Source organism: Propionispora sp. 2/2-37, from assembly GCF_001298735.1.
Lineage (GTDB): Bacteria > Bacillota > Negativicutes > Propionisporales > Propionisporaceae > Propionispora.
This window is the reverse complement of record NZ_CYSP01000004.1, coordinates 1-26,018: the sequence shown is the minus strand read 5'-3', so window position 1 is coordinate 26,018 and position 26,018 is coordinate 1. Positions and strand designations below refer to the sequence as shown.

The following is a 26,018-nucleotide window of genomic DNA, read 5'->3' as shown; positions in this document are numbered from 1 at the left end:
TTATAATAAAATACAAGTTTTTAAATAATCATTTTAAATGCAAATTTAATTGATAGGGTGACAGTCATGGTGGACGGATGTCTTGATAAGCCGACGGTTAATAAGATAATCGAAGCGGCAGTGAAATTATTTTCTTTAAAAGGGCTGGCTGGTGTTTCAGTTAAAGAACTGGCTGAGGCGGCTGGTGTCAATGTAGCATTGATTTCTTACTACTTCGGCGGCAAGGAGAAATTATATTCCTATATTATTGAGCATCAGCTCATGGTTATGGGAAAGGAACTGGAAACTATTCACCGAAAGACGCAGGATCCGGTAGAAAAAATCCGCTTATTTGTCTATACAGCCGTTGCTATACATAAGCAAAATCCGCATATTGACCTTTTACTCTATCGGGAATTATTCAGCCCAACCGACTGTTTTGAAGCCATTGTCAAGGTGGAGGCGGAACGGTTGCATGAGTTTTTAGATGGCTGTATCAGGGCTGCCATGGCATCGGGAAAGTTCCGTCGAGACCTTGATATTCATTGCGCCACGATATCGCTTTTTAGTATGATTCATTTTACTTTTTTTACGCGGTGTTTACCGAACACCAAGTTATGCGCGAAAGAGGATCAGGAGGAATATTATGTTGAACAGGCTTTGGAAATTTATTTTAACGGGGTGATGAGCCCAGGCGCTAAGAGAGGAGCGAGACCTAGTTGACTTGTTTTGAATGCTGGTATTAGTGAAAATCTGTATACTTACATATAGGGAGAGACAGGTATTTAAGAAATAGGGGGTTTAATCATTGGCTAATCAATATGGTAAAAAAATTGGTTGTTTTGCTCTTATCCTTGCCCTGACAGCCGTAGTGACAACCGGCTGCAGCAAGCAGTCGGCCAGTCAAACAGCGCAAGCTATAGAGGTTAAGGCAATGCAGGTCATTCAACAGGATACACCGATTACCTATGAATATGTAGGACAGGTGCAGGCCAAAAATGAAGTAAAATTGCAGGCTAAGGTATCGGGAGCCATCGTGGCTAAAATGGTCAGTGGCGGTGCCATGGTCAAAAAAGGACAGCCGTTATTTCAATTAGACCGGAGGCAGTATGAATCTTCGTTGCTTGAGGCCAAGGCGCAGCTGGCTCAGGCGGAAATTCAGCTGGCCAATTCCAGGCTGGATACCAACCGTTATAGAACGTTGGCGGCCCAGAATGCTATTGCGCAACAAACTTTAGATACACAAGTGGCTGCCGAAGAACAGAATGCCGCCTTGGTAAATGTTTATCAAGCGCAGCTAAAGCTGGCCGAAGAAAATATTCAGGACACTCTCATTCTTTCGCCTATTGACGGGCGTATGGATGTGAATGATTTGAGTGTCGGCAGCTTTGTAACCGCCGGCTCGACGGTTATGGCTACGATTTCTTCCATTGACCCGGTGTTTGTGCAATTCAGCATGAATGAAAATGAGTATTTGCAGTTAGCACAAGGCAATGGGGCCTTGCCGAATTCGTGGGGGAATAATTTGAAACTGGTTCTCAGCAACGGTGTGGAATATCCGGTAACCGGCCAGGTCGAACAAGTTGACCGTGGCATGAATCAAAATACCGGGACCATTACTTTGAAAGCCTCTTTTGCCAATGCCGACAGGCTGTTGGTTCCCGGAATGTTTGCCAGAGTGGTCGCTCCGGGGGAAGTCCGTCAGGGAGCTTTACTGATACCGCAGCGGGCAGTACAGGAATTGCTGGGAAAAACTTTGGTTACCGTTGTGGCCGAAGGGGATAAGGCAGAGTCCCGGGCTGTGAAGATGGGACCGAAAGTAGGGAACCTGTGGATTGTGGAAGAAGGCTTAAACCCCGGTGAACGGGTTGTTGTCGAAGGAACCAATAAGGTTCAGCCGGGAACGCCTTTGCAGGTGACTTTGATTGGATTGGATGAACTGAACAGTTCGGACAAACAATAGGGGGTGTTGACATGGCTAAATTTTTTATTGAGCGCCCCGTATTTGCCATCGTGCTGTCCATTTTGATTACATTAATCGGCGGAATTGCGGCATTTAATTTACCTATTGCCCAGTATCCGCAGATTTCGCCGCCTACGGTCAGAGTAAGTGCCACGTACCAGGGGGCAAATGCCGATGTAGTGGAACAGACCGTGGCCCAGACCATTGAGGAGCAGGTTAATGGGGTTGAAGACATGGTATCCATGAGTTCAACCAGCACCGATTCCGGTATGTATACTTTGAATGTCCAGTTTGAGACAGAGAAAGATGCCGATATTGCCACTGTTCAGACTCAGAACCGGGTGGCGCAGGCGGATGCCTCCATTCCGGATACGGTTCGGCAGTCCGGTGTAACTACTAAAAAATCCACTCAGGACATGGCGTTTATTTTTGCGCTGTGGTCACCTAACGATACGTATGATGCAAGTTTCTTGAAGAGTTATGGTACTATTTATCTAGAAGATGATATTAAGCGTGTTAAGGGTGTCGGCAATGTTATGGAATTTGGTGCCGACTATGGGATGCGTGTTTGGGTGAGACCGGATAAGCTTGCTCAATTAGGACTTACAATAGCTGATGTGCAAAGTGCGATTGAAACGCAAAATATCCAGGCTCCGGCAGGTAATATCGGTGCGATGCCGGCCCCGCAAGATCAAGAAAAGCAGTATACGGCCAAGGTGAAAGGCCGACTTTCTACTCCGGAGGAATTTGGCGATATTATTGTCAGAGCTGAAGCCGATGGATCTTTTGTAAGGGTAAAGGATATTGCTAAAGTTGAACTGGGCAGTAAAGACTATAATTTTAGTTCTAAATTAAATGGACATACGGCTGCGGGTTTTGCCATCCAGCTTAGCAATGATGCTAATGCGCTAGAAACCATCAGCAACGTGCGTAAGGTGCTGGAGGAGGCTTCCAAGCGTTTTCCTCCCGATTTAGAGTACACCGTCATGGTTGACAATACCAAATTTGTTCGTGAATCAATGGTCGAAGTTGTCAAAACGTTTGCGGAAGCATTAGTACTGGTCTTGCTGGTGGTATTCGTCTTTCTGCAGAACTGGCGGGCAACACTGATTCCGATGCTGGCAATACCCGTTTCGCTGATTGGTACTTTTGGTGCCTTTGTTGCCTTAGGGTTTTCGATCAATACGCTAACTTTATTTGCCATGGTTTTGGCTATCGGGCTTGTTGTGGATGATGCTATTGTCGTTATTGAGGCCGTTGAACATCATATGCGCTATTCCGGCTTAAGCCCTAAGGAAGCAACCAAGCGGGCCATGAGTGAGGTATCCGGACCGGTTGTAGCTATTGCTTTCGTTTTGGCTTCCGTGTTTATTCCTGTCGCTTTCTTTGGCGGAACGATGGGAATACTGTACAAACAGTTTGCTTTAACCATTGCCGTTTCCATGGGGCTGTCCGCACTTGTCGCATTGTCCCTTACGCCGGCCTTATGTGCCATGATGCTTAAACCGTATAATCCGGATGAGCATAAAGGTATGCTAGGGAGGTTTTTTGACCGGTTTAATGACTGGTTTGAAAGAACAATTGAAAAATACGGACATGGTTTAGGAAAATTAATACCTAAAGCCAGTGTGTGCCTGGCTATGCTGATAGTAGTGCTTATCTTAACCGGCGCGTTATTTAAAATGGTTCCGGGTGCCTTTGTACCGGAAGAGGACCAGGGCTATTTTATCAGCACTTTGACTTTGCCGGAAGCGGCCAGTGCCAACCGCACTGCTGAAGCTATTGACAAACAGACGACAAGCGTGGCTCAGCAGGCGGGCGTTGAAAATACGATGGCGATTGTTGGTTATGATATGTTAAGCGGCGGGTTAAAGTCTAATGCAGCTACTATGTTTGTCGGACTTAAACCATGGGATGAGCGTACCAATCCGCAGACTGCCGTTGGAGCGCAAATTGGCCAGGTATTTAAGAATAGTGGTCATTTGCCGGAAGGCAGGGTTATCGCTTTAAATCCGCCTTCACTGCCCGGTCTGGGGATTGCCGGCGGGTTTACGCTGATGCTCCTGGACCGCAGCGGCGGTACACTGGATGATTTTGACCGTGTTTCCAAGGAATTTATTGCCGCGGCCAGTAAGCGCCCGGAAATCGGGCAGGTGTATACCACGTTTCAGATGAATACGCCGGGGTATGAGTTTGAGGTCGACCGGGAGAAAGTTGAGAAACTGGGAATTCCGCTGGATGATGTATTTACCACCTTGCAAATCTATTTTGGCGGCGCGCAGGTAAATGATTTTAATAAATTCGGCCGTACGTTCAAGGTTATGCTCCAGGCGGATGTGGATTACCGTTCGCAGGTGGATGCTACGCGCTATTTCTTCTTAAGAAGTTCAAACGGTACGATGGTGCCGCTTAACACCCTGCTTAAGCCGAAACCGATGAATGCGGCCACATTAATCAGCCGCTACAATGGTTCGCGATCCATCCAAATTAACGGTATGCCGGCCAGTGGTGCCAGCTCCGGGCAGGCTATTACTGCCCTGGAAGAAGTGGCGGCACAGACTTTACCGACCGGCTACAGTTATGAATGGTCGGGGCAGAGCCGTGAAGAAAAAATTTCCGGCAGCCGGGCACCGGTCGTGTTTGGTTTTGCCATTCTCTTTGTATTTTTGTGCCTGGCAGCTTTATATGAAAGCTGGAGTGTACCGTTCGCCGTACTTTTATCCGTGCCTACCGGCATCTTTGGCGCTTTTCTGTTCCAGTACGCCCGTCACTTGGAAAATAGTGTGTATATGCAGATCGGCCTGGTCATGCTCATTGGGCTGGCGGCCAAGAATGCAATCCTGATCGTTGAGTTTGCCAAAGTCCGGGTTGATAACGGCATGGAACCGGTGAAAGCGGCTATTGAAGCGGCAAAAATCCGTCTGCGTCCCATACTCATGACCTCGCTGGCCTTTATCATCGGCTGCCTGCCCTTGGCACTGGCGACCGGAGCAGGGGCGGCGGCCAGAAATTCTATGGGAACTGCCGTGGTAGGCGGCATGTTTATGGCCACTACCCTGGGGATCTTCCTTATCCCGGTCCTCTTTGTGGTAGTAGAACGTTTTACGGAAAGAATTAAGCGCTGGAAGCAGGGGAACAACCATCCGGCTTCGCTTAACAAGTAAATCAATACCAAATACGACGATTTCCCGTTCGGGAAATCGTCGTATTTTAAATAAATGCAAAAAGAGAAAGGGAGATTCGATATGCCTGATCATGGAGCAAAAAGTTTGTTACATGCCTCGACACCGCGCGGTAGGGATATTGATGCAGTTATCTTCGATCTGGATGGAACTTTGGTTGACAGCGAACCCAATTATTTTGAAGCGCTCAGAAAAGTGCTGGCCGAGCATAGGGTGGATTTTACGCTGGAATGCAATAGAAGATATGTTGGTATTGGGGTAAAAGAGGTGGTGGACCATGTTAAAGCCGTTTATGCCATTGACGAAGCTGCTGCCGTTATGATGGAAAGAATAAATGCCTATTATATTGATTTTGCCAAAAAAAATACACCGGTTTTTCCGGAAATGAAAAAGCTGGTAGCCGAATTGAAAAAACATGATTATCCGCTGGCGGTTGCTTCCGGTTCTTCGCGGAGTATTATTGAAATGATTCTGTCCACAGCCGATATGGAACCATATTTTGATGTTGTCATTTCCTCCGAAGAAGTAGGGAAAGGCAAGCCGGAACCGGATGTTTTCCTGGAGGCGGCGAAGCGTCTCGGTATTTTGCCGGAAAGGTGCCTGGTTATTGAGGATTCACAGTACGGGGTGCTGGCAGCAAAAAGCGCAGCTATGCATTGCATTGCCATGCCGGGAAGTTTTGACGAAAGTATGCAGGCACATTATGCAATGGCCGATCTGCTTTTCAAAAACGGTATTCATGATTTTTCTGCCGAACAGGTGTTAAAATGGGTAAGAACGGATTGCCTGGCGGTCTGAGAGGATAAAAGGCAGCTCCAAATTGTTTTGGAGCTGCCTTTTATAGCAGTTTTTATTATCAGGCAAATTGAAGATGTTTGCTTAATTTTTTGCGGGCACGCTGAATGGCATTGTCTACAACCTTTGGATCAAAATTAAGTTTTTCTGATATATGACGCTGTTTATAACCGGTTATGTATAGTTTGAAAATTTTACGTTCATTTTGTGACAGATGGGTATCAATAAACTGCATAATTGTTTCCACCGACTCTTTATCGGCGATTAGATTAAGCGGGTCTTCGGTGCGTTTTTCTACGACAAGTCTGTCTACCAGCTTCATACCGCTGTCCTGCGTGAGCTCGTCACCGGTATAATAGAGAGAACAGGCGCTGTTGGCGGCTTTGTGCTTATTGCGGTTGGCTGTTTTGATTGCCGATTTCATCATGTTTTTTATGTTGATGATGGCAATGACGTCAAAATTGTATTTCCCATTCTCTTCGTAACGCATGACCGCTTTATATAAGCCGAGAAGTCCCCATTGGTAGAGGTCGTCGATATCGCCACCAGGCAAATAATACTTATGGGCATGCGCATAAATAATATTTTTGAAACGCTTGGCCAGTCGATTAAATTCTTCGTCGATAATCGTCCCTGAACTATCGAAACAGTAATTTAACATAATACCCCTCTTAGCTTTTTATTTTTTACAAAAAGTTTAATACTTTCAGAAAATATAACATCTTTTTACATTTTAAAACCTTTTTACCAAATGTGGAATCGGACTATGGTCATGATGAGATGGGGCACTAGTCCTATTTTAGTGAAATATGTCTGTTTTTAGGTCGTTATATGTAAAAATAACGTTTAATTTGCTGAATAAAGAGGTTGAATTCATGTTTACAAAGTTATAAGCGGTTTTACATTGAATAAAAAATAGTATAAAATTGTTGGCAAGAGGTGTTGGTTTTGAAATGCATAAAAGTATTATTGCAGGTGTTATTATTATGCTTTATTAGTTTACTCAGTAACGAAATTGCGCCGCTCCTTCCTTTTAAAATTCCGGGGAGTATTATTGGTATCCTGATCGTGTTTGTTTTATTGGAGCGTCAGTGGCTGCCGCTCAACTGGATTGAAAACGGCGCCAATTTATTGATATCTGAGTTATTATTGTTTTTTATTCCATCGGTGGTCGGTATTATGCAGTTTTCTGATGTTTTGTGGCCGCAGTCGCTGGGCTTATTTACGGTGATTGCCGTCAGTACTCTGGCTATGTTATCTTTTATTTATCTGGCGACTGTTTTTTTAGGTTATTACCGGGAAAGGCGGCAGCGGGTATGATGCTGGTATGGCTGGTTATCACCTTGGTAGTGTATAAGATTACCAAGCTTTGTTATAAAAATATTTCGCATATCCTGTTGTCACCCGTGCTGGTTTGCCCGCTAATACTGGTTGGTATGCTGACTTTGTTACATATACCCTATGAAAATTATAACAGCGGGGGACAAATACTCAGTTTAATGCTGCAGCCGGCCACGGTGGCTTTGGCTATTCCGATGTACAAGCATCGCCATATTATCAAAAAGTATTCGCTGGAGATTATTTTATGCGTGGTGGGAGGAGCCGTTATGGCCATCTTTACCTCCATGGGCATGGCCGAGGTGCTGGGGATGCCGCAGCAAATGGTGGACAGCCTGGCTTTACGCGCTATTACTACTCCCTTGGCGATCAGTGTTTCGCAAATTTTAGGCGGCAACCCGGCCATGACGGCTGTTTTTGTTGTTATTACAGGGATACTGGGAACCATACTGACTTCTATGATGCGCAGATATACCACTTTGCAGAATTCCGTGGCATCGGGCATGATGTTTGGCATATCGGCGCATGGCATTGGCACTTCAAAGGCGCATGAAGTGGGCCATTTGGAAGGGGCTGTCTCCAGTCTGGCAATGATTTTTATGGGCATCGTAACGGCTTTTATAGCGCCGGAGCTTATCCCGCTGTGCCATGAACTATTGCGTCGGTTTATTTTGTAAGAAAAACTGACGTTTTTTATAATCGACAGGAAAGAGGGATGGTAGTCTATGGTGACGGATAAAAAGATTATGCTGAGTGAAAACGAAATTCCGCGGCAATGGTACAATATTCAGGCAGATATGCCGAATAAGATGGCTCCGCCGCTTCATCCGGGAACAAAGCAGCCGATCGAGCCGAAGGATCTGGCGGTAATTTTTCCGCTGGAATTGATTAAGCAGGAAGCAAGTCAGGAACGCTGGATTGACATCCCGGATGAGGTCATCCATAAATACCGGATATGGCGCCCTACTCCGTTGATCCGTGCCTATGAACTGGAAAAAGCACTGGATACGCCGGCAAAAATTTATTATAAATACGAAGGCGCAAGCCCGGCAGGCAGCCACAAGGCCAATACTTCCATTCCTCAAGCCTATTACAATAAAATTGCCGGCATCAAACGTCTGGCGACCGAAACCGGCGCCGGGCAATGGGGCAGTGCCTTGAGTCTGGCCTGTAGCCTGTATGGTTTGGAATGCACGGTTTATATGGTAAAAGTCAGCTATAAACAGAAACCATACCGGCGTTCCTTTATGCAGGTTTATGGGGCTGAAGTTATTGCCAGCCCGTCGGAATATACGCAAGCCGGCAAGCAGGTATTGGCAGCCAACCCTGAGGCGCTGGGAAGTCTGGGCTTGGCCATTTCGGAAGCGGTGGAAGATGCGGCCGGTCGTGCCGATACGAATTATGCACTGGGCAGTGTTTTGAATCATGTCGTACTGCATCAGACGATTATTGGCTTGGAGGCTAAAAAACAGCTGGAAAAAGCCGATACGTATCCTGATGTTGTAATCGGCTGCAGCGGCGGAGGGAGTAATTTTGCCGGTATTGCCTTTCCTTTCCTTAAAGATAAAATTGCTGGTGGAAAAGTACGGTCGGTTGCTGTTGAGCCAACCGCTTGTCCGACCTTAACGAAAGGAATTTTTGCCTATGATTTTGGCGATTTGGCACAATTGACCCCCATGATGAAGATGTATACTCTGGGACATAACTTTATGCCGTCGGGCATTCACGCAGGCGGACTGCGTTACCATGGCGAATCGCCGCTGGTAAGTCAGTTATATCATGACGGACTGGTTGAAGCACAGGCTTACAATCAGAATGAAGTATTTAAAGCTGCGCTGTTATTTGCCAAAACAGAAGGAATTATCCCTGCTCCGGAATCGGCACATGCCGTTAAAGCCGCTATTGCCGAAGCACTCCGGGTAAAGGAAGCGGGGAAAGCAGAAACCATCTTATTTTCGCTGTCCGGGCACGGGCATTTTGACATGGCGGCTTATGATAACTTTATCAGTGGCAATATGGAAGATGTACCTTGTGATGAAGAGGAAATTCAGGACAATCTGAGGAGTTTGCCGAAAATATAAATCAAGGCCGGTACCACTCTGTAAGTGGATACCGGCCTTGACTGCCTGGGATTTACATTTTTCGTTTGTTGGTGAGTTTATTCCAGGCATAACGTCCGGCCATTAGGACCCCCATGAATAGCATCATGGCTATGAGCATGTCGATCATTTGGGCAAACATTCCGCCTGCGCCGAAGCCGAACAGGCTGCTTAACATGCCGCCCAGCAGCATACCACCGCCAAACATGCCAAGGTTGCGGAGAAAACCCCCGGTGTTGGTTTGCTGAGACATAGATTGCGCTGTCTGCGGATTGGCTTGTTTCGCCTCAGGAGCTTTTTCGTTATAACTCTTTGCCGGGGCGGAAGGTTTATAATCACTTGATTTTGAAGGCGCGGTCTGGGTTGTCGGCGGTTTGGAAGATGGGGCTATACGGCGTGATTTGGTGCCGCCAATGGCAGCAGAGGCGATTAATTGAAATGAAAGAACCAATACTAGTGTGCATAATATTATTTTTTTCATGTTAGCTCTCCTCCGTATGAGTTTTAATATCTTCAGGGAAGGTATAAATTTCGGCTAAATTAGGTAACTCTCCGGCTAAATAACGGTCAATGTCATGGACATCGATATAAAAAGTACAGGCAACTTCAAGGTATCCCTGTGCTGTGCCGTGACTGACATTGCGGATATCCATAAGCCGTTCGCGCAACTGCAGGCATTCTTCGGGGGAAGCCGTGACGTTGAGCTTGGTTAACGGAACGCCGTATTCGCGAAGAACTTCTTGCAAACTTAATCTTTCGGACATAATTAGCACCTGCCTATGTTTGTTTTTTTATACTGATTAGAGGCTATCTGCTGTTGCTATTGCTGCACCTCCTTGAAAATAAAAAACTTTGTTTATACGAATATCGTATAAACAAAGTCTCACCAACAAAATATGCCGATACAACCGGGTATATGCTACCGTAATGACGACTGTATCGTAAAGGTTACTCCCTTTGTAAGAGGTATATATTAACAATACATAGTATAGTCAATAATCGGACGGATGTCAATAACTGTTTATCGATATGCTGGTGCTGATCGGCAGGATTTATGATAACCATCACGAATTTGTATAAAATCTGCATATTATGGTTTGCCGCCGCGGCCTAAATGGTGCCTGCAGCAGGGGAAGGAGTCAACCGATGAGTCATATTATACCTAAAGTAGCAGCTGTCCAAGATATCTCCTGTTATGGGCGGTGTTCGCTAAGCGTGATTATACCGGTACTTTCCATTATGGGAATTCAAGTATGCCCGTTACCTACCGCTGTATTGAGTACCCATCTGGGGGGATTTAACAATCTGGAATTTTATGACTTTACTGATCGCATGCCGGCCTTTTTTCAGCACTGGCAACGGGAACAAATCACCTTCGATGCCTTATACAGCGGTTTTTTGGCATCGGAGAAACAGATAGATACTGTCAGACAGTTTATTGACGAATTTAAACGTTATGCTAGCCTGGTGCTGGTTGATCCGGTTATGGGTGACGGAGGAAAATTATACTCGACTTATACGCCGGTGATGCAGCATAAAATGAAGGACTTGGTGTCGCGGGCGGACGTCATTACGCCGAATTATACAGAAGCTTGTTTTTTACTGGGAAAACCCTATCAGGACAGCGAATATCATCCGGAAATTATCCGGCAATGGCTGCTGCGCTTGTCCGCTATGGGGCCATCCCGTGTAGTCATAACCGGCATACCCCATACAGGGGGGAGAATTGTAAATGCCGGGTATGACCGCGGGGAAAATGCGTATTGGGAAGTCAGCGGGAATTACATTCCGGTGCGGTATCCCGGAACAGGAGATATCTTTGCCAGCGTTTTGCTGGGCGCTTTGCTTAACGGCGCCTCGCTGGCCGACTCCATGCACCGGGCGGAGCAGTTTGTCACTTCGGCTATAGAGATTACTTATCGTGCAGGTACGCCCGTACGGGAAGGGGTATTGCTGGAGAAAATAGTAGGCCGGTTAGGGTCTTAGACTGGTGCTGATTAGTATCGGGAGGGGAAATTTATATGTTGGGGGCACGTGGTTTAAAAACCAGGGATTTGGCTTTTATTGGAGTATTGTCCGCTATGTGTGCAGTTGCCACAGCGGTTAAAATTCCTTTGGGAGTTGGGGCTATGGTTCATTTGGGAACGGCTTTCCTGTATATTGCCGGCATACTATACGGTGGAGTATATGCCGGTTTTGCCGGAGCGATTGGATCGGGGCTGTATGACCTGATTATGGGATTTTCGCCGTATACCTTATGGTCCTTTGTGATAAAGGGAATTGCCGGATTGATTATTGGAGTTGTCGCCAAGGGCATGTGGCCGGAAAGCGGAGTTCAGAAATCTTCGGCGGGGAAAGTTTTTTTGGCCTGTTTACTGGCTGCAGCCTGGACTGTTTTCGGATATGTATTTGCCTGGTGGCAGATTATCGGCAGTCTGACCGTGGCGCTAACCAATATACCAAGTTCTTTACTGACGTCAGGAATTGGGATGATCGTGGCATTATTTCTGGCGCCAAAGCTGCGTAACGTTATATAGAGAGTAACGCTTTCCAGTTGGACTAAAGTATGTTATCATAGAAGAAGGAAACGGAATAGGGAGGCAATAATATGGATAAACGTTCAAATGCAGTGACCTTCAAAGGTAAGGCGGTTACTTTAATAGGACCGGAAATTGCAGTTGGTATGAAAGCTCCCGATTTTACCGTGCTTTCTCCTGGCCTGGAACCAGTAAAACTTAGTGATTATCAGGGGAGGGTCCGCATTATCAGTGTGGTGCCGTCCGTCGATACGTCGGTATGTGACTTGCAAACGCGTCGTTTTAATGAAGAGGCAGGCTCTTTGGACGGTGTGCTGGTGTTGTCACTCAGTGTTGATCTGCCGTTCGCGTTGGGCAAATATTGCGCAACCAACGGAATTGAGAATGTCAAAACGGTTTCCGATCATAAAGAACTTGATTTTGGTTTGAAATATGGTTTTGTTATTGAAGAACTGCGGCTATTGACCAGGGGTATCGTGGTTGTCGACAGGGATGGCATCGTGCGATATGTCGAGTATGTCCCCGAGGTCTCTCAACACCCTGACTACGATAAGGCACTGACTGCCGTCAGGCAGTATCTGTAGACGAGCATAGCAACGCATTATAAAGATGAGATGCCCTGCCTAGGAAGCCGGGCATCTTTTTGTGTTTTTAAGCGCAGCTCTTTCGTAGGTTGGTAGGAGTGAAAAGCGCGGTAATATACTAGTTTGGAAAGTTAGGTGGAATAGATGATGAAACTTATTGTATCCGATATGGATGGGACACTTCTCAACTCCAAAAATGAAATAAGCGATAAAAATGTGGAAGCTTTGCTGGCAGCACAGCAGAGGGGAATAGAAATTGCCATTGCCACAGGCCGGACTTATAAAAACGCTTTCGCCTTGTGTCAACGGTACGGGTTAAAACCGCATATTATTTCCAATCATGGTTCTTTTATTTACACCAAAGAGGGTCAATTGATCAAAACGGTTGCACTTGAACCTGAGGATGTGCATCATGCGGTTGATTGGCTGGAGGAAAATTCCTATTTCTATGATCTTTGCACGGACGAATATACCTTTATGCCTAAACGAGCCAGAGAAATCCTGCTGCAGGATTTTGAACAGGCACAGGCTGAAAATCCGCAGGAAATTTTGGCGGAAAGAAAGCGTTCCATTGACTGGCTTTTATCGATGGAGGGCATTGTATTTGTTGATAATATGCGCGAGGTTGCTTATAAAAATTACTTTTTCGGAAATATCGCGGCGATGACTTATAATAAGAAACGTTTGGCAGTGGGACGGGAATATTTTAAACAATATCCCGGAGTCACGATGACGGTGGCTGCCGATGAACTCTTTGAAATGATTCACAGTTCAGCTTCAAAAGGCAATGCGGTTGAATACCTGGCCAACAGGCTTCACATTCCATTGCAGGATATTATGGCAATCGGTGATCATTACAATGATATTTCCATGCTGGAAAGAGTCGGCCTTGGGATAGCTATCGGCAACGCAAAGGAGGGTGTAAAAAAAGTCTGCCGGCACGTTTCACTCAGCAACGATCATCATGGTGTTGCCTATATTGTGGAGAGAATGCTGAAAGGATGGAAACCCACCTCGTACAGCGTTTAAAATAGGAATGACATAATCCCGCATACTGCCGCAAAATGTGAGCAGTGTGCGGGTTGTTTTTAGTCCGTGCAAAAGCAAGAAGTTTAAAAATTAGCAGAAAATAAAAAATTATACTAAAAAACTAAAATCAAAAGAGGATTTTTGAAATTTACGACTAATTATACTTATATAAACATTTTAAAAAGTGAAAATATTTATTTTATTTCTAGACGAAAAATATGGCTTATTGTTAAAGAAGTTCACATATATTATTACAAGGAGGAGTGCTGGGCTTTTTAATCTTGCTTTTTGATAGGTGGTAGAAATTTGATTTAATAAAGTGTTTAATAAAGTGACCTTTAATTTTGTGCATTGTTTTGTAGTTGCCAGTTGAAAAAGTTTATATTTTATTGCGGCTTTGGCAGTAATATAAGGCAGGAAGCAATTGGTTGGCTTGGGGGCAGCGGCGGTTGCTTTTGCTTTACCTGCTTTATATTTGCAATATTCTACACAAATTATGTATAGGAGGGTTATTAGTGAAAAGGAATTGGAAAGGGCTTATTTTATCAACGCTGCTGGCGGGGGCGCTGCTTGCCGGATGCTCATCAGGACAGCAGGCGGAAACCAAGCAGGGTGCCGGGGACAAACCAGCTATTGGTGTAGCGATTTACAAGTTCGATGATACGTTTATGTCGGGTGTACGCAGCGCTATGTCCAAAGCAGCAGAAGGTAAGGCACAGCTTGATATCGTTGACAGCCAAAACTCTCAGCCGACACAAAATGACAAGGTTGACCTATTTATCAATAAAAAAGTGAAAGCATTGGCGATTAATCCGGTTGACCGCAATGCTGCCGGCGTATTAATTGATAAAGCCAAAAATGCAAATATTCCAATAGTATTCCTCAATCGTGAACCTCTTACTGAAGATATGAAAAAGTGGGATAAAGTATACTATGTAGGTGCTAAAGCCGAACAGTCGGGTATTATGGAAGGACAACTTCTGGTGGATTACTTTAAAGCCCATCCTACTAAAGACGGTGTTGTGCGTTACGTTATGCTGAAAGGCGAACCTGGACACCAGGATGCCGAACTGCGCACTAAATTTGCCATTAAGGCTATGGAAGATGCCGGCCTGAAACTGGAGAAAGTGGCTGAAGATACCGCTATGTGGGACCGTGTAAAAGGACAGGAAAAGATGGCCGCTTTCCTGGCTGCTAACGATAATATTGATTGCGTACTGGCCAATAATGATGATATGGCCCTGGGTGCCATCGAAGCATTAAAGGCCAAAGGTTATTTTAAAGACGGCAAATATATACCTGTAGTCGGTGTTGATGCCACCGCTCCGGCATTGAAAGCTCTGGAGGAAGGTACTCTGTATGGTACGGTATTGAATGATGCGGTTAACCAGGGAAAAGCAACCGTCAACCTGTCTACCGTCTTGGCTTTGGGGCAGACTCCCAGCAAAGAAAATGTAGGGTATGACATTACCGATGGCAAGTATATCTGGATTGACTACAAGAAAATCACCAAGGAGAATATGAACGAGGCCAAATAGCCTTGCTATCTTACTAGGTCACTAGTCTTTACAAGTCTCAATGAAGAGGCAAGGATCAATGTACGCTGCGTTGTTCCTTGCCTCTGCGTTTTAAAGTCTTTGGGGAAAGAGAGGCGGATATCATGACGGAAACTCAATATTTACTTGAAATGAATCATATCTCCAAAGAATTTCCCGGCGTAAAGGCGCTTGATGATGTAACTCTAAAAGTGCGTCCCGGTACTGTGCATGCATTAATGGGAGAAAACGGTGCAGGAAAATCAACGCTCATGAAATGTTTATTCGGGATCTACTATCCCGACGCAGGAGAAATCATTTTAAATGGTGAAAAACTGGAGATCAAAAATTCCAAAGATGCACTGAACTATGGTATATCCATGATTCATCAGGAACTGCATCCCGTACCGCAGCGCAGTGTTATGGAAAACGTGTGGTTAGGACGCTTCCCTATGAAAGGACTGGGACCGTTTCAGTTTGTCGATCATAAGAAAATGTTTGAGGATACAGCTCATCTTTTTAAGGATCTGGATATTGATTTAGATCCCGAAGTTTTGGTAAAGACCCTGTCCGTTTCAAAAATTCAGTCCATCGAAATTGCGAAGGCCGTATCTTTTAAGTCGAAGTTGATTGTTATGGATGAACCGACATCCTCCTTGACCGGTAATGAGGTGGAACACTTATTCCGCATTATTCGGGATTTGCGGAAACGAGGCGTTTCTATTATTTATATATCCCATAAAATGGAGGAGATTCTTCAAATATCGGATGATGTGACGATCATGCGAGATGGTAAGTACATCGGAACCTGGCCGGCGCAAGACATGACTACCGATATGATTATATCGAAAATGGTAGGCCGTGATCTTTCGCAGCGTTTTCCTGACCGCGATCATGAGCCGGGCGATGTGGTGTTAAAAGTTGAGAATCTGACATCGACTAATCCGCGCTCTTTTAAAAATGTATCATTCGAATTACGCAAAGGGGAAGTTTTGGGCATTGGCGGTTTGGTAGGTGCACAACGCACCGAACTAATTGAAGCCATTTTTGGGCTTAGATCCATCATATCCGGCAATTTTTACATCAACGGGAAAGAGGTAAAGATAAAATCTCCAGCGGATGCCAAAAAGCATAAGATGGCATTATTAACCGAAGAACGGCGGGTTACCGGCATATTCCCTGTTCTGCCTATAATAGAGAATACCGCAATTGCCAATCTTGATCATTATCAGACGCCGTTTCTTCTTCTGAATGAGAAAAAAATGCGTCAAGATACTTTGGAAAGCATAAAAAAAATCCGCGTCAAGACTCCTTCGGAAAAGGAACTGATCAAAAATTTGTCGGGGGGCAACCAGCAAAAGGTATTGGTTGGCCGCTGGCTGCTTACCGAACCGGAAATTTTGCTTTTGGATGAGCCGACACGCGGTATTGATGTTGGCGCTAAATTCGAGATATATACAATTATTGCCGAACTTGCCAAGCAGGGGAAAAGCATTATCATGATTTCTTCGGAAATGCCTGAATTACTTGGAATGTCTGATCGAATTATGGTAATGTGTGAAGGGCGGCTGACTGGTATCCTTGACCGTAGCAATGCGACAGAAGAGGAGATTATGCGTCATGCGACACTGTATATGGCGTAAACAAGGGGAGGTTTTATCTAATGCATTTTGACAGCAATAAAGCAAAGAATTTTTTAACGCAGTATGCAATTTATTTTGTTCTGCTTGCCTTGATAGTGGCTATTGCAGTGTATAACACCAACTTTTTATCAATCAGCACATTACGTGATGTACTTTTACAGTCGGCAACGCGTATTATTATTGCATTAGGCATGGGTTTTATATTGATTACCGGCGGAGTTGATTTATCTGCAGGCCGTGTCGTTGGCTTGGCTGCCGTATTATCGGCATCTATGCTGCAAAGCCCGGACTATTCACGGCTCTTTTTCCCCAATTTGCCTCACTTGCCGTTAATTCTCCCCATTGTACTTGCGGTGGCTGCTGCGCTGGTGGTGGGCTTGATTAATGGATTTGTTGTCTCGCGGTTGAGTGTACCGCCGTTCATTGCAACGTTAGGCACTTATGTTGCCGTTTACGGTGCCAATTCGCTATATTTTGATATGAAACCGAATGAATCTCAGCCAATTGGCGGCTTGCGGGCTGATTTTACGAATCTGGGATCCGGCGCTATCGGCACTGGGCCGTATTCTCTTCCGTATATCGTTTTGATTGCCATCATCGTGGCTTGTATCGTTTGGGTTATATATAATAAAACCAAGCTGGGAAAAAATATGTATGCCATTGGCGGTAATGTGAATGCGGCCATTGTATCAGGTATCAATGTAAAATGGAATTTATTGGTTATTTATGCGATTGCTGGCGGACTTTTTGGTTTTGCCGGTGTACTGGAGGCTGCCAGAACAGGCGGCGCTACCAATAACTACGGGAATATGTATGAACTCGATGCGATTGCCGCCTGCGTAATCGGCGGAGTTTCCACTGCCGGTGGTATCGGAACCGTGCCGGGAATTTTAGTCGGCGTATTAATCCTTACGGTTATTAACTATGGTTTGACTTTTGTCGGCATTAGTCCATATTGGCAGTTAATTGTCAAAGGTACGATCATTGTTGCTGCCGTCGCAGTAGATATTCGGAAATATATTTCCAAACGATAAGCTGCTGATTGTCCGCTTAGGATAGCTCTGAGTAATAAGAAACCGTGTAGTTTTCACTACATGGTTTTTTTGTCTTCTTTTTTCTCCAGTACAGGATTTTAGAAAAGATAGTGGAATATTACGATAATAATATACTGTTCGACTATTAGCCGCCTTTATTTTTTTTTATGCATGGTCTATAATAAAAGTTATTTACTCATATCATGGAAGTGATTTGAATTTCCCGGGACGTTTTAGGTAGGCTATTCTTTAACTATAGGAGAGGGCTAATATGGATATCAATGCAACGCATTTGGTGTTTGATTCTGCTATTGGCAATTGTAAACCGGTTACCGTTATTGACAATCATGGCGAATGCCCGTTTTGCCGTCGGGAGCAACTGGAAGGTATACTTGTTGAAGACGGGCCGATCTTGCTGTTGAAAAATAAATATCCTGTATTGCGGGATTCTTTTCAAACCGTTTTAATTGAGACCTATGATTGTAATTCCGAACTGTCGCTTTACCCCAGGGAGCACTTGCATAAATTGCTTCGTTTCGGGGTAGAAAAATGGTTGGAAATGTCACGGGACAAACGGTTTAAATCCGTGATTTTTTATAAAAACCATGGACCTTATTCGGGTGGGACGATTCGTCACCCCCATATGCAAATTGTGGGGCTGACCCATATTGATTACAAAGAGCATATTACGCGGGAAAGCCTGAATGGACAAATTGTTGATCAGTGTCCTGGTGTGGAATTAAATATTTCAGACCGGCCTAAAGTCGGCTTTGTTGAGTTTAACATACGAATGAAAAGCATAGAGTATATAACTATTATGGCAGATTACCTTCAACTGGTGGTGCGGTATCTTCTAAATGATTTTCATAAAAGCATTAACAGTTATAATTTGTTCTTTTATGAAGTTGATCAAGAAATTATTGTTAAAATTGTTCCCAGATTTGTTACATCGCCTCTGTTTCTAGGCTATGCGATTCCACAGGTATCCAGTCAGATAACGGAAGTGATCGCCGATATACGGACAAAATATTTTGTTCAACACGATGAGTAACAGTTTTTCCATTTATATTATGATGGGATGAGGAAGCATGAATAATTTAGAACAGATATTGGCTGCTAATCAAAAATTTGTTAAGGACTTGCCGGCAGAATACATCCGATGTTCCACGGAAATCAGCAAGCTGCCGCAGCGACAGCTTGCGATTTTTACCTGTATGGATACGAGGCTGGTTGATTTTCTAGAACCGGCTATGGGAATTAAACGCGGGGAAGTGAAAGTCATCAAAAATGCCGGTAATTCCGTTACCGGACCATTTGAAGCGACTATTCGCAGCTTGGTTGTCGGCATTTTTGAACTGGGTGTGAATGAAATTATTGTTATTGGGCACAAAGATTGCGGTATGTCGCAAACGAATTCCCGCAGGCTGGTGGAAAAAATGCTGGCCCGGGGGATTGCGGGGGAAGCCATACAGATGATTGAAAAGGAACTGGAAGATTGGGTGGATCATTTTCAGCATCCGGAGGACAATGTCAGGGATGTGGTAAAAAGGATTTCTACTAATCCATTGATTCCTAAGGATGTTCCGGTTCATGGCTTATTGTTTAATCCCCATACCGGCGAGTTGGATATTATTGTGAATGGGTACCGGAATTTTTGACAAACATCCGGGGCAGGCTCATTACGGAATCGGAAGAGATATAGTAAAAGATTTAGTTAGAGATGGCGAGGAGGAAGCAGGTCAATGAAAATGCGGGGAGCAGAAGCGATAATCAAATGTTTGGAAGCCGAAGCGGTAGACGTTGTATTCGGCTATCCGGGAGGGGCTGTCTTAACGTTATATGATGCTTTATATAAACTCAATTTTCCTCATATTTTAGCCAGGCACGAACAGGGGGCGGTACATGCTGCCGACGGGTATGCCCGTGCTACCGGCAAAGTTGGGGTGTGCATTGCTACTTCGGGGCCGGGGGCAACCAATCTGGTAACCGGCATTGCCACCGCCTATATGGATTCTGTGCCTTTGGTAGCGATTACCGGGCAGGTGGGCGTCTCGTTAATTGGTAAGGATTCTTTTCAGGAGGCCGATATCCGGGGCATTACTACCCCTGTGTCTAAGCATAATTATTTAGTCAAAAAGGTAGAGGAGCTGCCCCGGGTGTTAAAAGAAGCTTTTTATATTGCCAAAACTGGGCGGCCAGGACCGGTGGTTGTTGATATTTCGAAAGATGTGTTTAATGCGGAGTTGGATTTTGAGTATCCGAAAGAGGTAAAGCTGCGGGGCTATCACCCTGTTGCTGATGGTAATCCGCAAGAAGTCGATGCTGTTGTCGAGGAGTTGCTTAAAGCGGAAAAACCCTTGATTTTTGTCGGCGGCGGAATCAACATTTCCGGAGCCTGCCAGGAACTTGCCTGTTTGCAGCAATTAACCGGCATTCCGGTGACCGCCAGCCTTATGGGGTTGGGCTGTGTATCCGGCGAATCACTTTATTTAGGTATGCTTGGCATGCACGGCACCTATGCTTCGAATATGGCCGTAACCGAATGTGACGTTTTGCTGGGAATCGGCGTCCGGTTTGATGACCGGGTGACCGGTTCGGTACCGGATTTTGCAGCGGGAGCCAAAATCATACATTTTGATATCGATCCAGCTGAAATTAATAAAAATATCCGGGCTGATTTTAGAGTGGCAGGAGATTTACGCTGGTCTTTGCCGCTTTTATGCGAAAAAATCCGTGCAGTGGATCTCAGGAAGTGGAAGGAACAGCTTCAACCCTGGTGTAAGCAGCTGGCAACCTGGAAACAGGAAAAACCGCTAACCTATGACCGCCGCGATGATGTGATTATGCCGCAAGCGGTGATTGAAAAGGTAAGTGAGCTGACCCAGGGGAGTGCGGTGATTGTTACCGATGTAGGGCAACATCAAATGTGGACGGCACAGTTTTATGATTTTTCTCATTCCAGGTCGTTCTTAACTTCAGGTGGGTTGGGTACGATGGGGTATGGTCTGCCGGCTGCTGTCGGCGCTCAGGTCGGTTTGCGGGATCAAATGGTGATTCTGTTTACCGGTGATGGCGGAATCATGATGAACTGTCAGGAAATGGTGACGGCTGCGGATAATGAATTGCCGGTCAAAATTATCGTTATGAATAATCAAGTGCTGGGTATGGTTTCGCAGTGGCAACGTATGTTTTACGGTGGGCGGTATTCCTATACCAGCCTGAAGGGGAAAACGGATTTTGTTAAATTGGCTGAGGCAATGGGTGTTACCGGAATGCGTATCAGCAGGCCGCAGGATTTGGAGCCGATGCTTAGAGAAGCATTCGCCATACCGGGACCGGTTTTGGTTGAAGTGCGATTACCGGAAGAGGAAGACGTGTTGCCCATGGTTCCCGCCGGGGGACGGTTAAATCAGATGATTCTCGAAGGAGGCTGCACAGGAAAATGAAATATACGTTAGCCGTATTAACGGAAAATAAACCTGGAGTATTGACGCATATTGCCGGACTGATCAGCCGGAGGGCCTATAATATTGAGAATATCACGGCCGGGCCAACGGAGGAAGAGGATATTACCCGCATTACCATCAGTGTGGAGGTCGATGATGAAATTGAATTGGAGCAGGTGGTCAACCAGCTTTCCAAATTGATTGATGTAATAAAAATTGTTAACCTTACCTCGGTGGATTCCATTCACCGGGAACTGGCTTTAATTAAGGTAAAGGCCAGTAAGTCCACACGCTCCGGTATTGTTGATATTGTAGAGATCTTCCGGGCTAAGATTGTGGATGTCAACCGGGAAACGATGGTTATCGAGCTTACGGGGGAAGAAAGTAAAATTGATGCATTATGTGAGGTACTGGCTGATTTCGGTATTATTGAAATTGTCCGGACCGGTAAAATTGCGCTTTCGCGTGGCCCCATAGCCGCAAAAGAAATGTAGGAAGCTTCCGGTTACTTTTGTGGCTGGCAGCGGAATTTTCCCAATCAGTAGAATCGGGGTATAGAGTATGATTGTAAAGAAGATAATGACATCAGAAAGAGTTTGTACTACGGTGGACGCAGAACGGGTTTGCCGCCTGGCAGATGAGTGCGGGGTTGTTGCAACCCTGGTTGACAGCGTGGTTAGACAGGGGCAGAAATGGATGAACGACTTTGAAGTAGAGGGGCCGTCCGGCAGAGTGGAAACCTTTTTAATTCGTCTTAGGGATGTGGAGGTGTCGTGACTGCCATTTATGCCATTGCCGATTTGCATTTATCCGGGTTTCCTCCCCGTAAGCCCATGCATATTTTCGGGGAACATTGGCTTAATCACTGGGATAAGATAAAGTCATCCTGGTGTCGTACTGTAACAGAGCAGGATACGGTCTTACTGCCCGGCGATATATCGTGGGCTCTTCATTTTGATGAAGCGCTGGAAGATCTGCAGGTTATCGCTGCATTACCCGGGCGGAAGATTATAATCAAGGGAAATCATGACTATTGGTGGCTGTCACAGGCTAAGATGCAGCGCTGTGTCCCGGAATCAATTTCCTTCATTCATAATTCCTATGTGGCGGTCGGTGATGTGGCTGTTTGCGGCAGCAGAGGCTGGCTGAATCCGGAGGATGAATATTTTACCCTGCAGGACGAAAAAATCTTCCAACGGGAAAAAGGACGCATTCTGGCTTCTTTAGCGGCAGCCAGGCAGGATGGTTTTTCCCGCATGATATTAATGACGCATTATCCGATGTTTTATCAGGGAGAAAGCTGCGAATGGATTAGTCGTTTAGGCGAAACGTATCATATTTTGCATTATATTTTTGGCCATTTGCATGGTAAAGCTATTTCGCAGGCGCCTGCCGGATTATGGACAGGAATTGAATGCCATTTGGTTTCCTGTGATGCTTTGGACTTTAGGGTGAAAAAAATTATGGAGATTGAAGTACCTTAACAATCGATTGCCTCAAATATAGACATATCTGAATTACCGCCGTCCATATATATTATCAATGGAGGTGGTCTGTATGGATGGATGTGAGACGGACTTACAGGCGGAGTATCAGTTGATGCGCCTTAAAGCCGCCTGCGAAACACTGGATATTTTAATGGGGTTATTGGAACAGGAAGCTGCCAAAACCCAAAATACGGTTGCCATAAACCAGATTGCCACGACAATCATTGCGCTGCTTGAGCTTGATATCCAATCTAAAACCTCTCAGACTGTTGTAACAAATCCGGTGGTATCTACCTACGACTACGAGGAATAAATAGAAAAAAGCGTCTCTTTTTTCGGTTTTATACGCTAAAAGAGACGCTTTTTCAGGTAGTGAATATAATGAAGTAGTATAAACTGGCAACGGGAGAGGGATATTATGTGGAAGCAAATCTTTTGCCTGGAAGATTGTATATCTATATATACCTTAGTGTTTGTTTTGATATGGTTTGTTGCATGGGTGCTGAATGCTTTTCAATATGCTGATTTCGATCTGGATCAGCTGTTGGAGCTGTATGCCTGGCTGATGACTCAGTTAAATGCGACCTATGCCATAAATTCCATCTGGAACAGTCCGCGGGGCTGTCTTCCCGACCGGAACGGAGAGAAATAAAAGTCCTGCCTGTACGCAGCGGAAAGGGAGCTTCTCTATTCATGAAAATTATGGTAAAATCCTTATAGTGCATAGACCAAACTAATAGCAAATTATACTGGTAGCAAGGGAGGAAAAACCATGGAATTATGGTTTACTGAATGGCAAACCAAGAATGTAGGCTTGACTTGCCGCGTAAAGGAAACGCTGTTTATGGGTAAATCCGAATATCAGGATATTGCGGTAGTTGATTCACAGGAATTCGGCCGCATGCTGGTGCTGGACGGCGTATTTCAAACATCGGTCTTTGATGAATTTATTTATCATGAAATGATCGCCCATGTGCCACTCTTTACCCATCCTACACCACAGCAAATTTTAATTATTGGCGGAGGGGATGGCGGCACCTTGCGGGAAGTGGTCAAACACACGTCCGTTAAGCAGGCGGAAATGGTCGAAATTGACGGCATGGTAGTCGAGGTTTGCAAAAAACACCTGCCCGAAATTAGTGTTGAACTGAACGGGAATAATCCGAAAGTGCAGCTAACGATTGGTGATGGTATCCGGCACATGAAACAGGCTAACAATAAGTATGATGTCATTATTGTCGATTGCTCCGACCCCATAGGGCCGGGAGAGGGACTTTTCACACCGGAATTTTATCAGGATGTTTATCAGGCGCTAAAAGAAGATGGACTTTTTGTACAGCAGACGGAGTCGCCTTTTTACCATCAAGCCCTGCTTAAACGTTTGGCGAAAGACATCCGCAGACTGTTTCCCATAACCAATGTATATTTGGCACCTATTCCTTTATATCCGGGCGGGCTGCACTGCTTTACCATGGGGTCGAAAAAATATAGCCCCATACAGGTTGATACTCCGGTGCCACCCTTTGCCACGCGGTACTATAACCAGCAAATTCACAAAAGTTCTTTCATGCTGCCGAATTTCATACAGGATTTGCTTATATAAATAAGAAATGGGCTTGCCGCCAGGCAAGCCCATTTCTTATCGTGCCATTTTAAATCAGGTTTTCCGGATTCAGACCGGATAATTCCGGCAGTACAAAATGTCCGTCTTTGCGGATCAGCCGTCCGTCAAAATAAATTTCCCCGCCTCCGTATTCCGGCGTTTGAATACAAACCAAATCCCAGTGGATGGTTGATTGATTGCCGTTGTTGGCGACTGTGTAAGCATTTCCCGGGGTAAAGTGGAAACTGCCGCGGATTTTTTCATCAAATAAGGTGTCTTTCATGGGAGTGGTAATATAAGGGTTGACTCCCAGGGCAAATTCACCGATGTAGCGGGCACCTTCGTCGGTATCCAGAATTTTATTGAGGGTTTCCGTATGGTTGGCAGTTGCTTTTACGATTTTGCCTTTGCTAAATTCCAAGCGGATGTTTTCATAAGTCACTCCTTGATAAACAGCCGGTGCATTATAGGTGAGACAGCCGTTTACGGAAGATCTGACGGGGGCGGTATAGACTTCACCATCAGGAATGTTGCGCAGCCCTGAACATTTTACGGCCGGAATATCTTTAATAGAGAAGACCAGATTAGTCTGGGGACCGGTGATTTTTACCTCATCCGTTTTTTGCAATAAATCGACCAGCGGAGTCATGGCATCCGCCATTTTCCGGTAGTCAAGGTTGCAGACGTTGAAATAAAAGTCTTCGAAAGCTTCGGTACTATTATTGGCCAATTGCGCCATGGCTGCATTGGGATAGCGCAGGACACACCATTTGGTGTGCGGCACACGGATATCCATATGAACAGGGCCGACCCAATGCTGTTGATATTTGCTCATTTGCTCCGGAGGAACGTCGGACAGCTCGCTGACATTGTCGCTGGCCCGGACACCGATATAGGCGTCCATCTGGCGCATGCGTTCCGACTCCCACTGGCTGATAAGAGTAAGTTGTTCCGTTGTTGCCTGCCGGAGCAGCGATCTTTGAAGACGGTTGTTCTTTAAGGTGACAAATGGCAGGCCTCCGGCCCGGTAAACTTCATCAACCAGGGCTTTAGCTAAGGGCAAAGCCTGGTCGAACACTTCAATCAGTACTTTTTCTCCGGGCTTGACATTGGTTGAATAGCCAATGAGATTTCTGGCTAACGTTTGAATTCTAGGATCCATGGTAACGCCTCCTGTATTGCTTGGGAATTCTTTCTAAAGCTTCTCAGTATATTAAATTGGCTGTAGCTGTTCATTATCCTGTTTAAGTTATTTTATAAAAAATAATGTAAAGAATACATAAAAAAATTTAGCTATTGCTTTTTTTATACGATTATGGCATAATACTAAATGTCCTTCCTCGATAGCTCAGTTGGTAGAGCAATCGGCTGTTAACCGATCGGTCGTAGGTTCGAGTCCTACTCGAGGAGCCAAATCGTGGCCCGTTGGTCAAGCGGTTAAGACACCGCCCTTTCACGGCGGTATCGGGGGTTCGATTCCCCCACGGGTCACCATAATTAGAGAACCAGGTTTTTAGGAGTGAAGCGACGCGAAAAACTGAGTGAATCGCTTAGTTCTGAGCGAAGTAAAGAACCTCCTAATCCTCTGTTAATTGGGCGATTAGCTCAGCTGGGAGAGCGCCTGCCTTACAAGCAGGATGTCGGCAGTTCGATCCTGTCATCGCCCACCAATTTGTTTTTAGATATCCGGTTCTTTGTGAACCGGATATTTCTGCTTACCGTACCGAAACAGGAAAATAAAAAAACAAGGTCAAAGTGACCTTG

27 protein-coding genes and 3 tRNA genes are annotated in these 26,018 nt (G+C 45.2%); 26 read left to right on the top strand and 4 right to left on the bottom strand.

Annotated features, from left to right (window positions below; translation table 11 throughout):
- Window positions 1-66 precede the first annotated feature (66 nt).
- From P22_RS04965 to P22_RS04950, 4 genes are all read left to right on the top strand, one after another.
- Window positions 67-702, top strand: a complete 636-nt coding sequence (locus P22_RS04965) for a TetR/AcrR family transcriptional regulator (RefSeq protein WP_054259124.1) — start codon at window positions 67-69, stop codon at window positions 700-702.
- A gap of 85 nt (window positions 703-787) precedes the next feature.
- Window positions 788-1,942, top strand: a complete 1,155-nt coding sequence (locus tag P22_RS04960; RefSeq protein WP_054259123.1) for an efflux RND transporter periplasmic adaptor subunit — start codon at window positions 788-790, stop codon at window positions 1,940-1,942.
- A gap of 11 nt (window positions 1,943-1,953) precedes the next feature.
- On the top strand, window positions 1,954-5,106 hold the full coding sequence (locus P22_RS04955) for an efflux RND transporter permease subunit (RefSeq protein ID WP_054259122.1): 3,153 nt from the start codon (window positions 1,954-1,956) through the stop codon (window positions 5,104-5,106).
- Window positions 5,107-5,187: 81 nt separating this feature from the next.
- On the top strand, window positions 5,188-5,922 hold the full coding sequence (locus P22_RS04950; RefSeq protein WP_054259121.1) for an HAD family hydrolase: 735 nt from the start codon (window positions 5,188-5,190) through the stop codon (window positions 5,920-5,922).
- Between the two features lie 58 nt (window positions 5,923-5,980).
- Here P22_RS04950 and P22_RS04945 read toward each other — a convergent pair whose 3' ends face one another.
- On the bottom strand, window positions 5,981-6,580 hold the full coding sequence (locus tag P22_RS04945; protein WP_054259120.1) for a sigma-70 family RNA polymerase sigma factor: 600 nt from the start codon (window positions 6,578-6,580) through the stop codon (window positions 5,981-5,983).
- A 287-nt stretch (window positions 6,581-6,867) separates the two neighbouring features.
- On the opposite strand from P22_RS04945, the gene P22_RS04940 reads away from it, so the two are divergent.
- From P22_RS04940 to P22_RS04930, 3 genes are read left to right on the top strand one after another with little or no spacing between them, the layout of a single operon-like run.
- Window positions 6,868-7,239, top strand: coding sequence for a CidA/LrgA family protein (locus P22_RS04940; RefSeq protein ID WP_054259119.1), 372 nt, complete (start codon window positions 6,868-6,870; stop codon window positions 7,237-7,239).
- Window positions 7,236-7,934, top strand: a complete 699-nt coding sequence (locus P22_RS04935; protein WP_235814558.1) for an LrgB family protein — start codon at window positions 7,236-7,238, stop codon at window positions 7,932-7,934. Before P22_RS04940 ends, P22_RS04935 begins: the two co-directional genes overlap by 4 nt.
- A 48-nt stretch (window positions 7,935-7,982) precedes the next feature.
- Window positions 7,983-9,338 carry a TrpB-like pyridoxal phosphate-dependent enzyme gene (locus P22_RS04930; RefSeq protein WP_156318857.1) on the top strand — a complete coding sequence of 452 codons (1,356 nt, stop codon included), beginning with the start codon at window positions 7,983-7,985 and terminating at the stop codon, window positions 9,336-9,338.
- Window positions 9,339-9,390: 52 nt separating this feature from the next.
- Here the strand turns inward: P22_RS04930 and P22_RS04925 are convergent, their stop codons facing one another.
- Complete coding sequence (locus P22_RS04925; RefSeq protein ID WP_054259118.1) at window positions 9,391-9,837, bottom strand: hypothetical protein; 447 nt, start codon at window positions 9,835-9,837, stop codon at window positions 9,391-9,393.
- Window position 9,838: 1 nt separating this feature from the next.
- The gene (locus P22_RS04920) at window positions 9,839-10,120 is read right to left on the bottom strand and encodes a hypothetical protein (protein ID WP_054259117.1); all 282 of its coding nucleotides are present in this window, start codon (window positions 10,118-10,120) and stop codon (window positions 9,839-9,841) included.
- Window positions 10,121-10,502: 382 nt separating this feature from the next.
- Between P22_RS04920 and P22_RS04915 the strand changes: the two genes are divergently transcribed.
- From P22_RS04915 to speE, 16 genes are all read left to right on the top strand, one after another.
- The gene (locus P22_RS04915; RefSeq protein ID WP_054259116.1) at window positions 10,503-11,342 is read left to right on the top strand and encodes a pyridoxamine kinase; all 840 of its coding nucleotides are present in this window, start codon (window positions 10,503-10,505) and stop codon (window positions 11,340-11,342) included.
- Window positions 11,343-11,377: 35 nt separating this feature from the next.
- Window positions 11,378-11,893: an ECF transporter S component gene (locus tag P22_RS04910; RefSeq protein ID WP_054259115.1), complete on the top strand. Its 516-nt coding sequence runs from the start codon at window positions 11,378-11,380 to the stop codon at window positions 11,891-11,893.
- Between the two features lie 71 nt (window positions 11,894-11,964).
- Window positions 11,965-12,477 carry a thiol peroxidase gene (gene tpx, locus P22_RS04905; RefSeq protein WP_054259114.1) on the top strand — a complete coding sequence of 171 codons (513 nt, stop codon included), beginning with the start codon at window positions 11,965-11,967 and terminating at the stop codon, window positions 12,475-12,477.
- Window positions 12,478-12,621: 144 nt separating this feature from the next.
- A complete protein-coding gene (locus tag P22_RS04900; RefSeq protein WP_235814557.1) occupies window positions 12,622-13,506 on the top strand; it encodes a Cof-type HAD-IIB family hydrolase in 885 nt (294 codons plus the stop codon).
- A gap of 515 nt (window positions 13,507-14,021) precedes the next feature.
- Window positions 14,022-15,044: a galactose ABC transporter substrate-binding protein gene (locus tag P22_RS04895; RefSeq protein WP_054259112.1), complete on the top strand. Its 1,023-nt coding sequence runs from the start codon at window positions 14,022-14,024 to the stop codon at window positions 15,042-15,044.
- A 122-nt stretch (window positions 15,045-15,166) separates the two neighbouring features.
- On the top strand, window positions 15,167-16,684 hold the full coding sequence (locus tag P22_RS04890; protein WP_054259111.1) for a sugar ABC transporter ATP-binding protein: 1,518 nt from the start codon (window positions 15,167-15,169) through the stop codon (window positions 16,682-16,684).
- A 20-nt stretch (window positions 16,685-16,704) separates the two neighbouring features.
- Window positions 16,705-17,718, top strand: coding sequence for a galactose/methyl galactoside ABC transporter permease MglC (gene mglC, locus P22_RS04885; protein ID WP_054259110.1), 1,014 nt, complete (start codon window positions 16,705-16,707; stop codon window positions 17,716-17,718).
- Between the two features lie 271 nt (window positions 17,719-17,989).
- A complete protein-coding gene (locus tag P22_RS04880) occupies window positions 17,990-18,769 on the top strand; it encodes a DUF4931 domain-containing protein (protein ID WP_054259109.1) in 780 nt (259 codons plus the stop codon).
- Window positions 18,770-18,806: 37 nt separating this feature from the next.
- Complete coding sequence (locus tag P22_RS04875; RefSeq protein ID WP_054259108.1) at window positions 18,807-19,376, top strand: beta-class carbonic anhydrase; 570 nt, start codon at window positions 18,807-18,809, stop codon at window positions 19,374-19,376.
- A gap of 84 nt (window positions 19,377-19,460) precedes the next feature.
- The gene (gene ilvB / locus P22_RS04870; protein ID WP_054259107.1) at window positions 19,461-21,164 is read left to right on the top strand and encodes a biosynthetic-type acetolactate synthase large subunit; all 1,704 of its coding nucleotides are present in this window, start codon (window positions 19,461-19,463) and stop codon (window positions 21,162-21,164) included.
- Window positions 21,161-21,658, top strand: coding sequence for an acetolactate synthase small subunit (gene ilvN, locus P22_RS04865; RefSeq protein ID WP_054259106.1), 498 nt, complete (start codon window positions 21,161-21,163; stop codon window positions 21,656-21,658). Before ilvB ends, ilvN begins: the two co-directional genes overlap by 4 nt.
- Window positions 21,659-21,725: 67 nt before the next feature.
- Window positions 21,726-21,941 carry a hypothetical protein gene (locus tag P22_RS04860; protein ID WP_054259105.1) on the top strand — a complete coding sequence of 72 codons (216 nt, stop codon included), beginning with the start codon at window positions 21,726-21,728 and terminating at the stop codon, window positions 21,939-21,941.
- Entirely contained in the window at window positions 21,938-22,648 is a 711-nt protein-coding gene (locus P22_RS04855) for a metallophosphoesterase (protein ID WP_072169777.1), read from the top strand. The genes P22_RS04860 and P22_RS04855 overlap by 4 nt, the downstream gene beginning before the upstream one ends.
- Before the next feature lie 73 nt (window positions 22,649-22,721).
- The gene (locus P22_RS04850) at window positions 22,722-22,964 is read left to right on the top strand and encodes a hypothetical protein (protein ID WP_054259104.1); all 243 of its coding nucleotides are present in this window, start codon (window positions 22,722-22,724) and stop codon (window positions 22,962-22,964) included.
- 105 nt (window positions 22,965-23,069) lie between these two features.
- Window positions 23,070-23,303 carry a hypothetical protein gene (locus tag P22_RS04845; RefSeq protein WP_054259103.1) on the top strand — a complete coding sequence of 78 codons (234 nt, stop codon included), beginning with the start codon at window positions 23,070-23,072 and terminating at the stop codon, window positions 23,301-23,303.
- A 120-nt stretch (window positions 23,304-23,423) separates the two neighbouring features.
- The gene (gene speE / locus P22_RS04840; RefSeq protein ID WP_054259102.1) at window positions 23,424-24,254 is read left to right on the top strand and encodes a polyamine aminopropyltransferase; all 831 of its coding nucleotides are present in this window, start codon (window positions 23,424-23,426) and stop codon (window positions 24,252-24,254) included.
- Between the two features lie 49 nt (window positions 24,255-24,303).
- On the opposite strand, the gene P22_RS04835 is transcribed toward speE, so the two are convergent.
- Window positions 24,304-25,416, bottom strand: coding sequence for an aminopeptidase (locus tag P22_RS04835; protein WP_054259101.1), 1,113 nt, complete (start codon window positions 25,414-25,416; stop codon window positions 24,304-24,306).
- 175 nt (window positions 25,417-25,591) lie between these two features.
- On the opposite strand from P22_RS04835, the gene P22_RS04830 reads away from it, so the two are divergent.
- From P22_RS04830 to P22_RS04820, 3 genes are all read left to right on the top strand, one after another.
- Window positions 25,592-25,667 (top strand) — tRNA-Asn (locus tag P22_RS04830).
- 6 nt (window positions 25,668-25,673) lie between these two features.
- Window positions 25,674-25,748, top strand: a tRNA-Glu gene (locus tag P22_RS04825).
- Between the two features lie 100 nt (window positions 25,749-25,848).
- Window positions 25,849-25,924 (top strand) — tRNA-Val (locus tag P22_RS04820).
- Window positions 25,925-26,018: the final 94 nt, after the last annotated feature.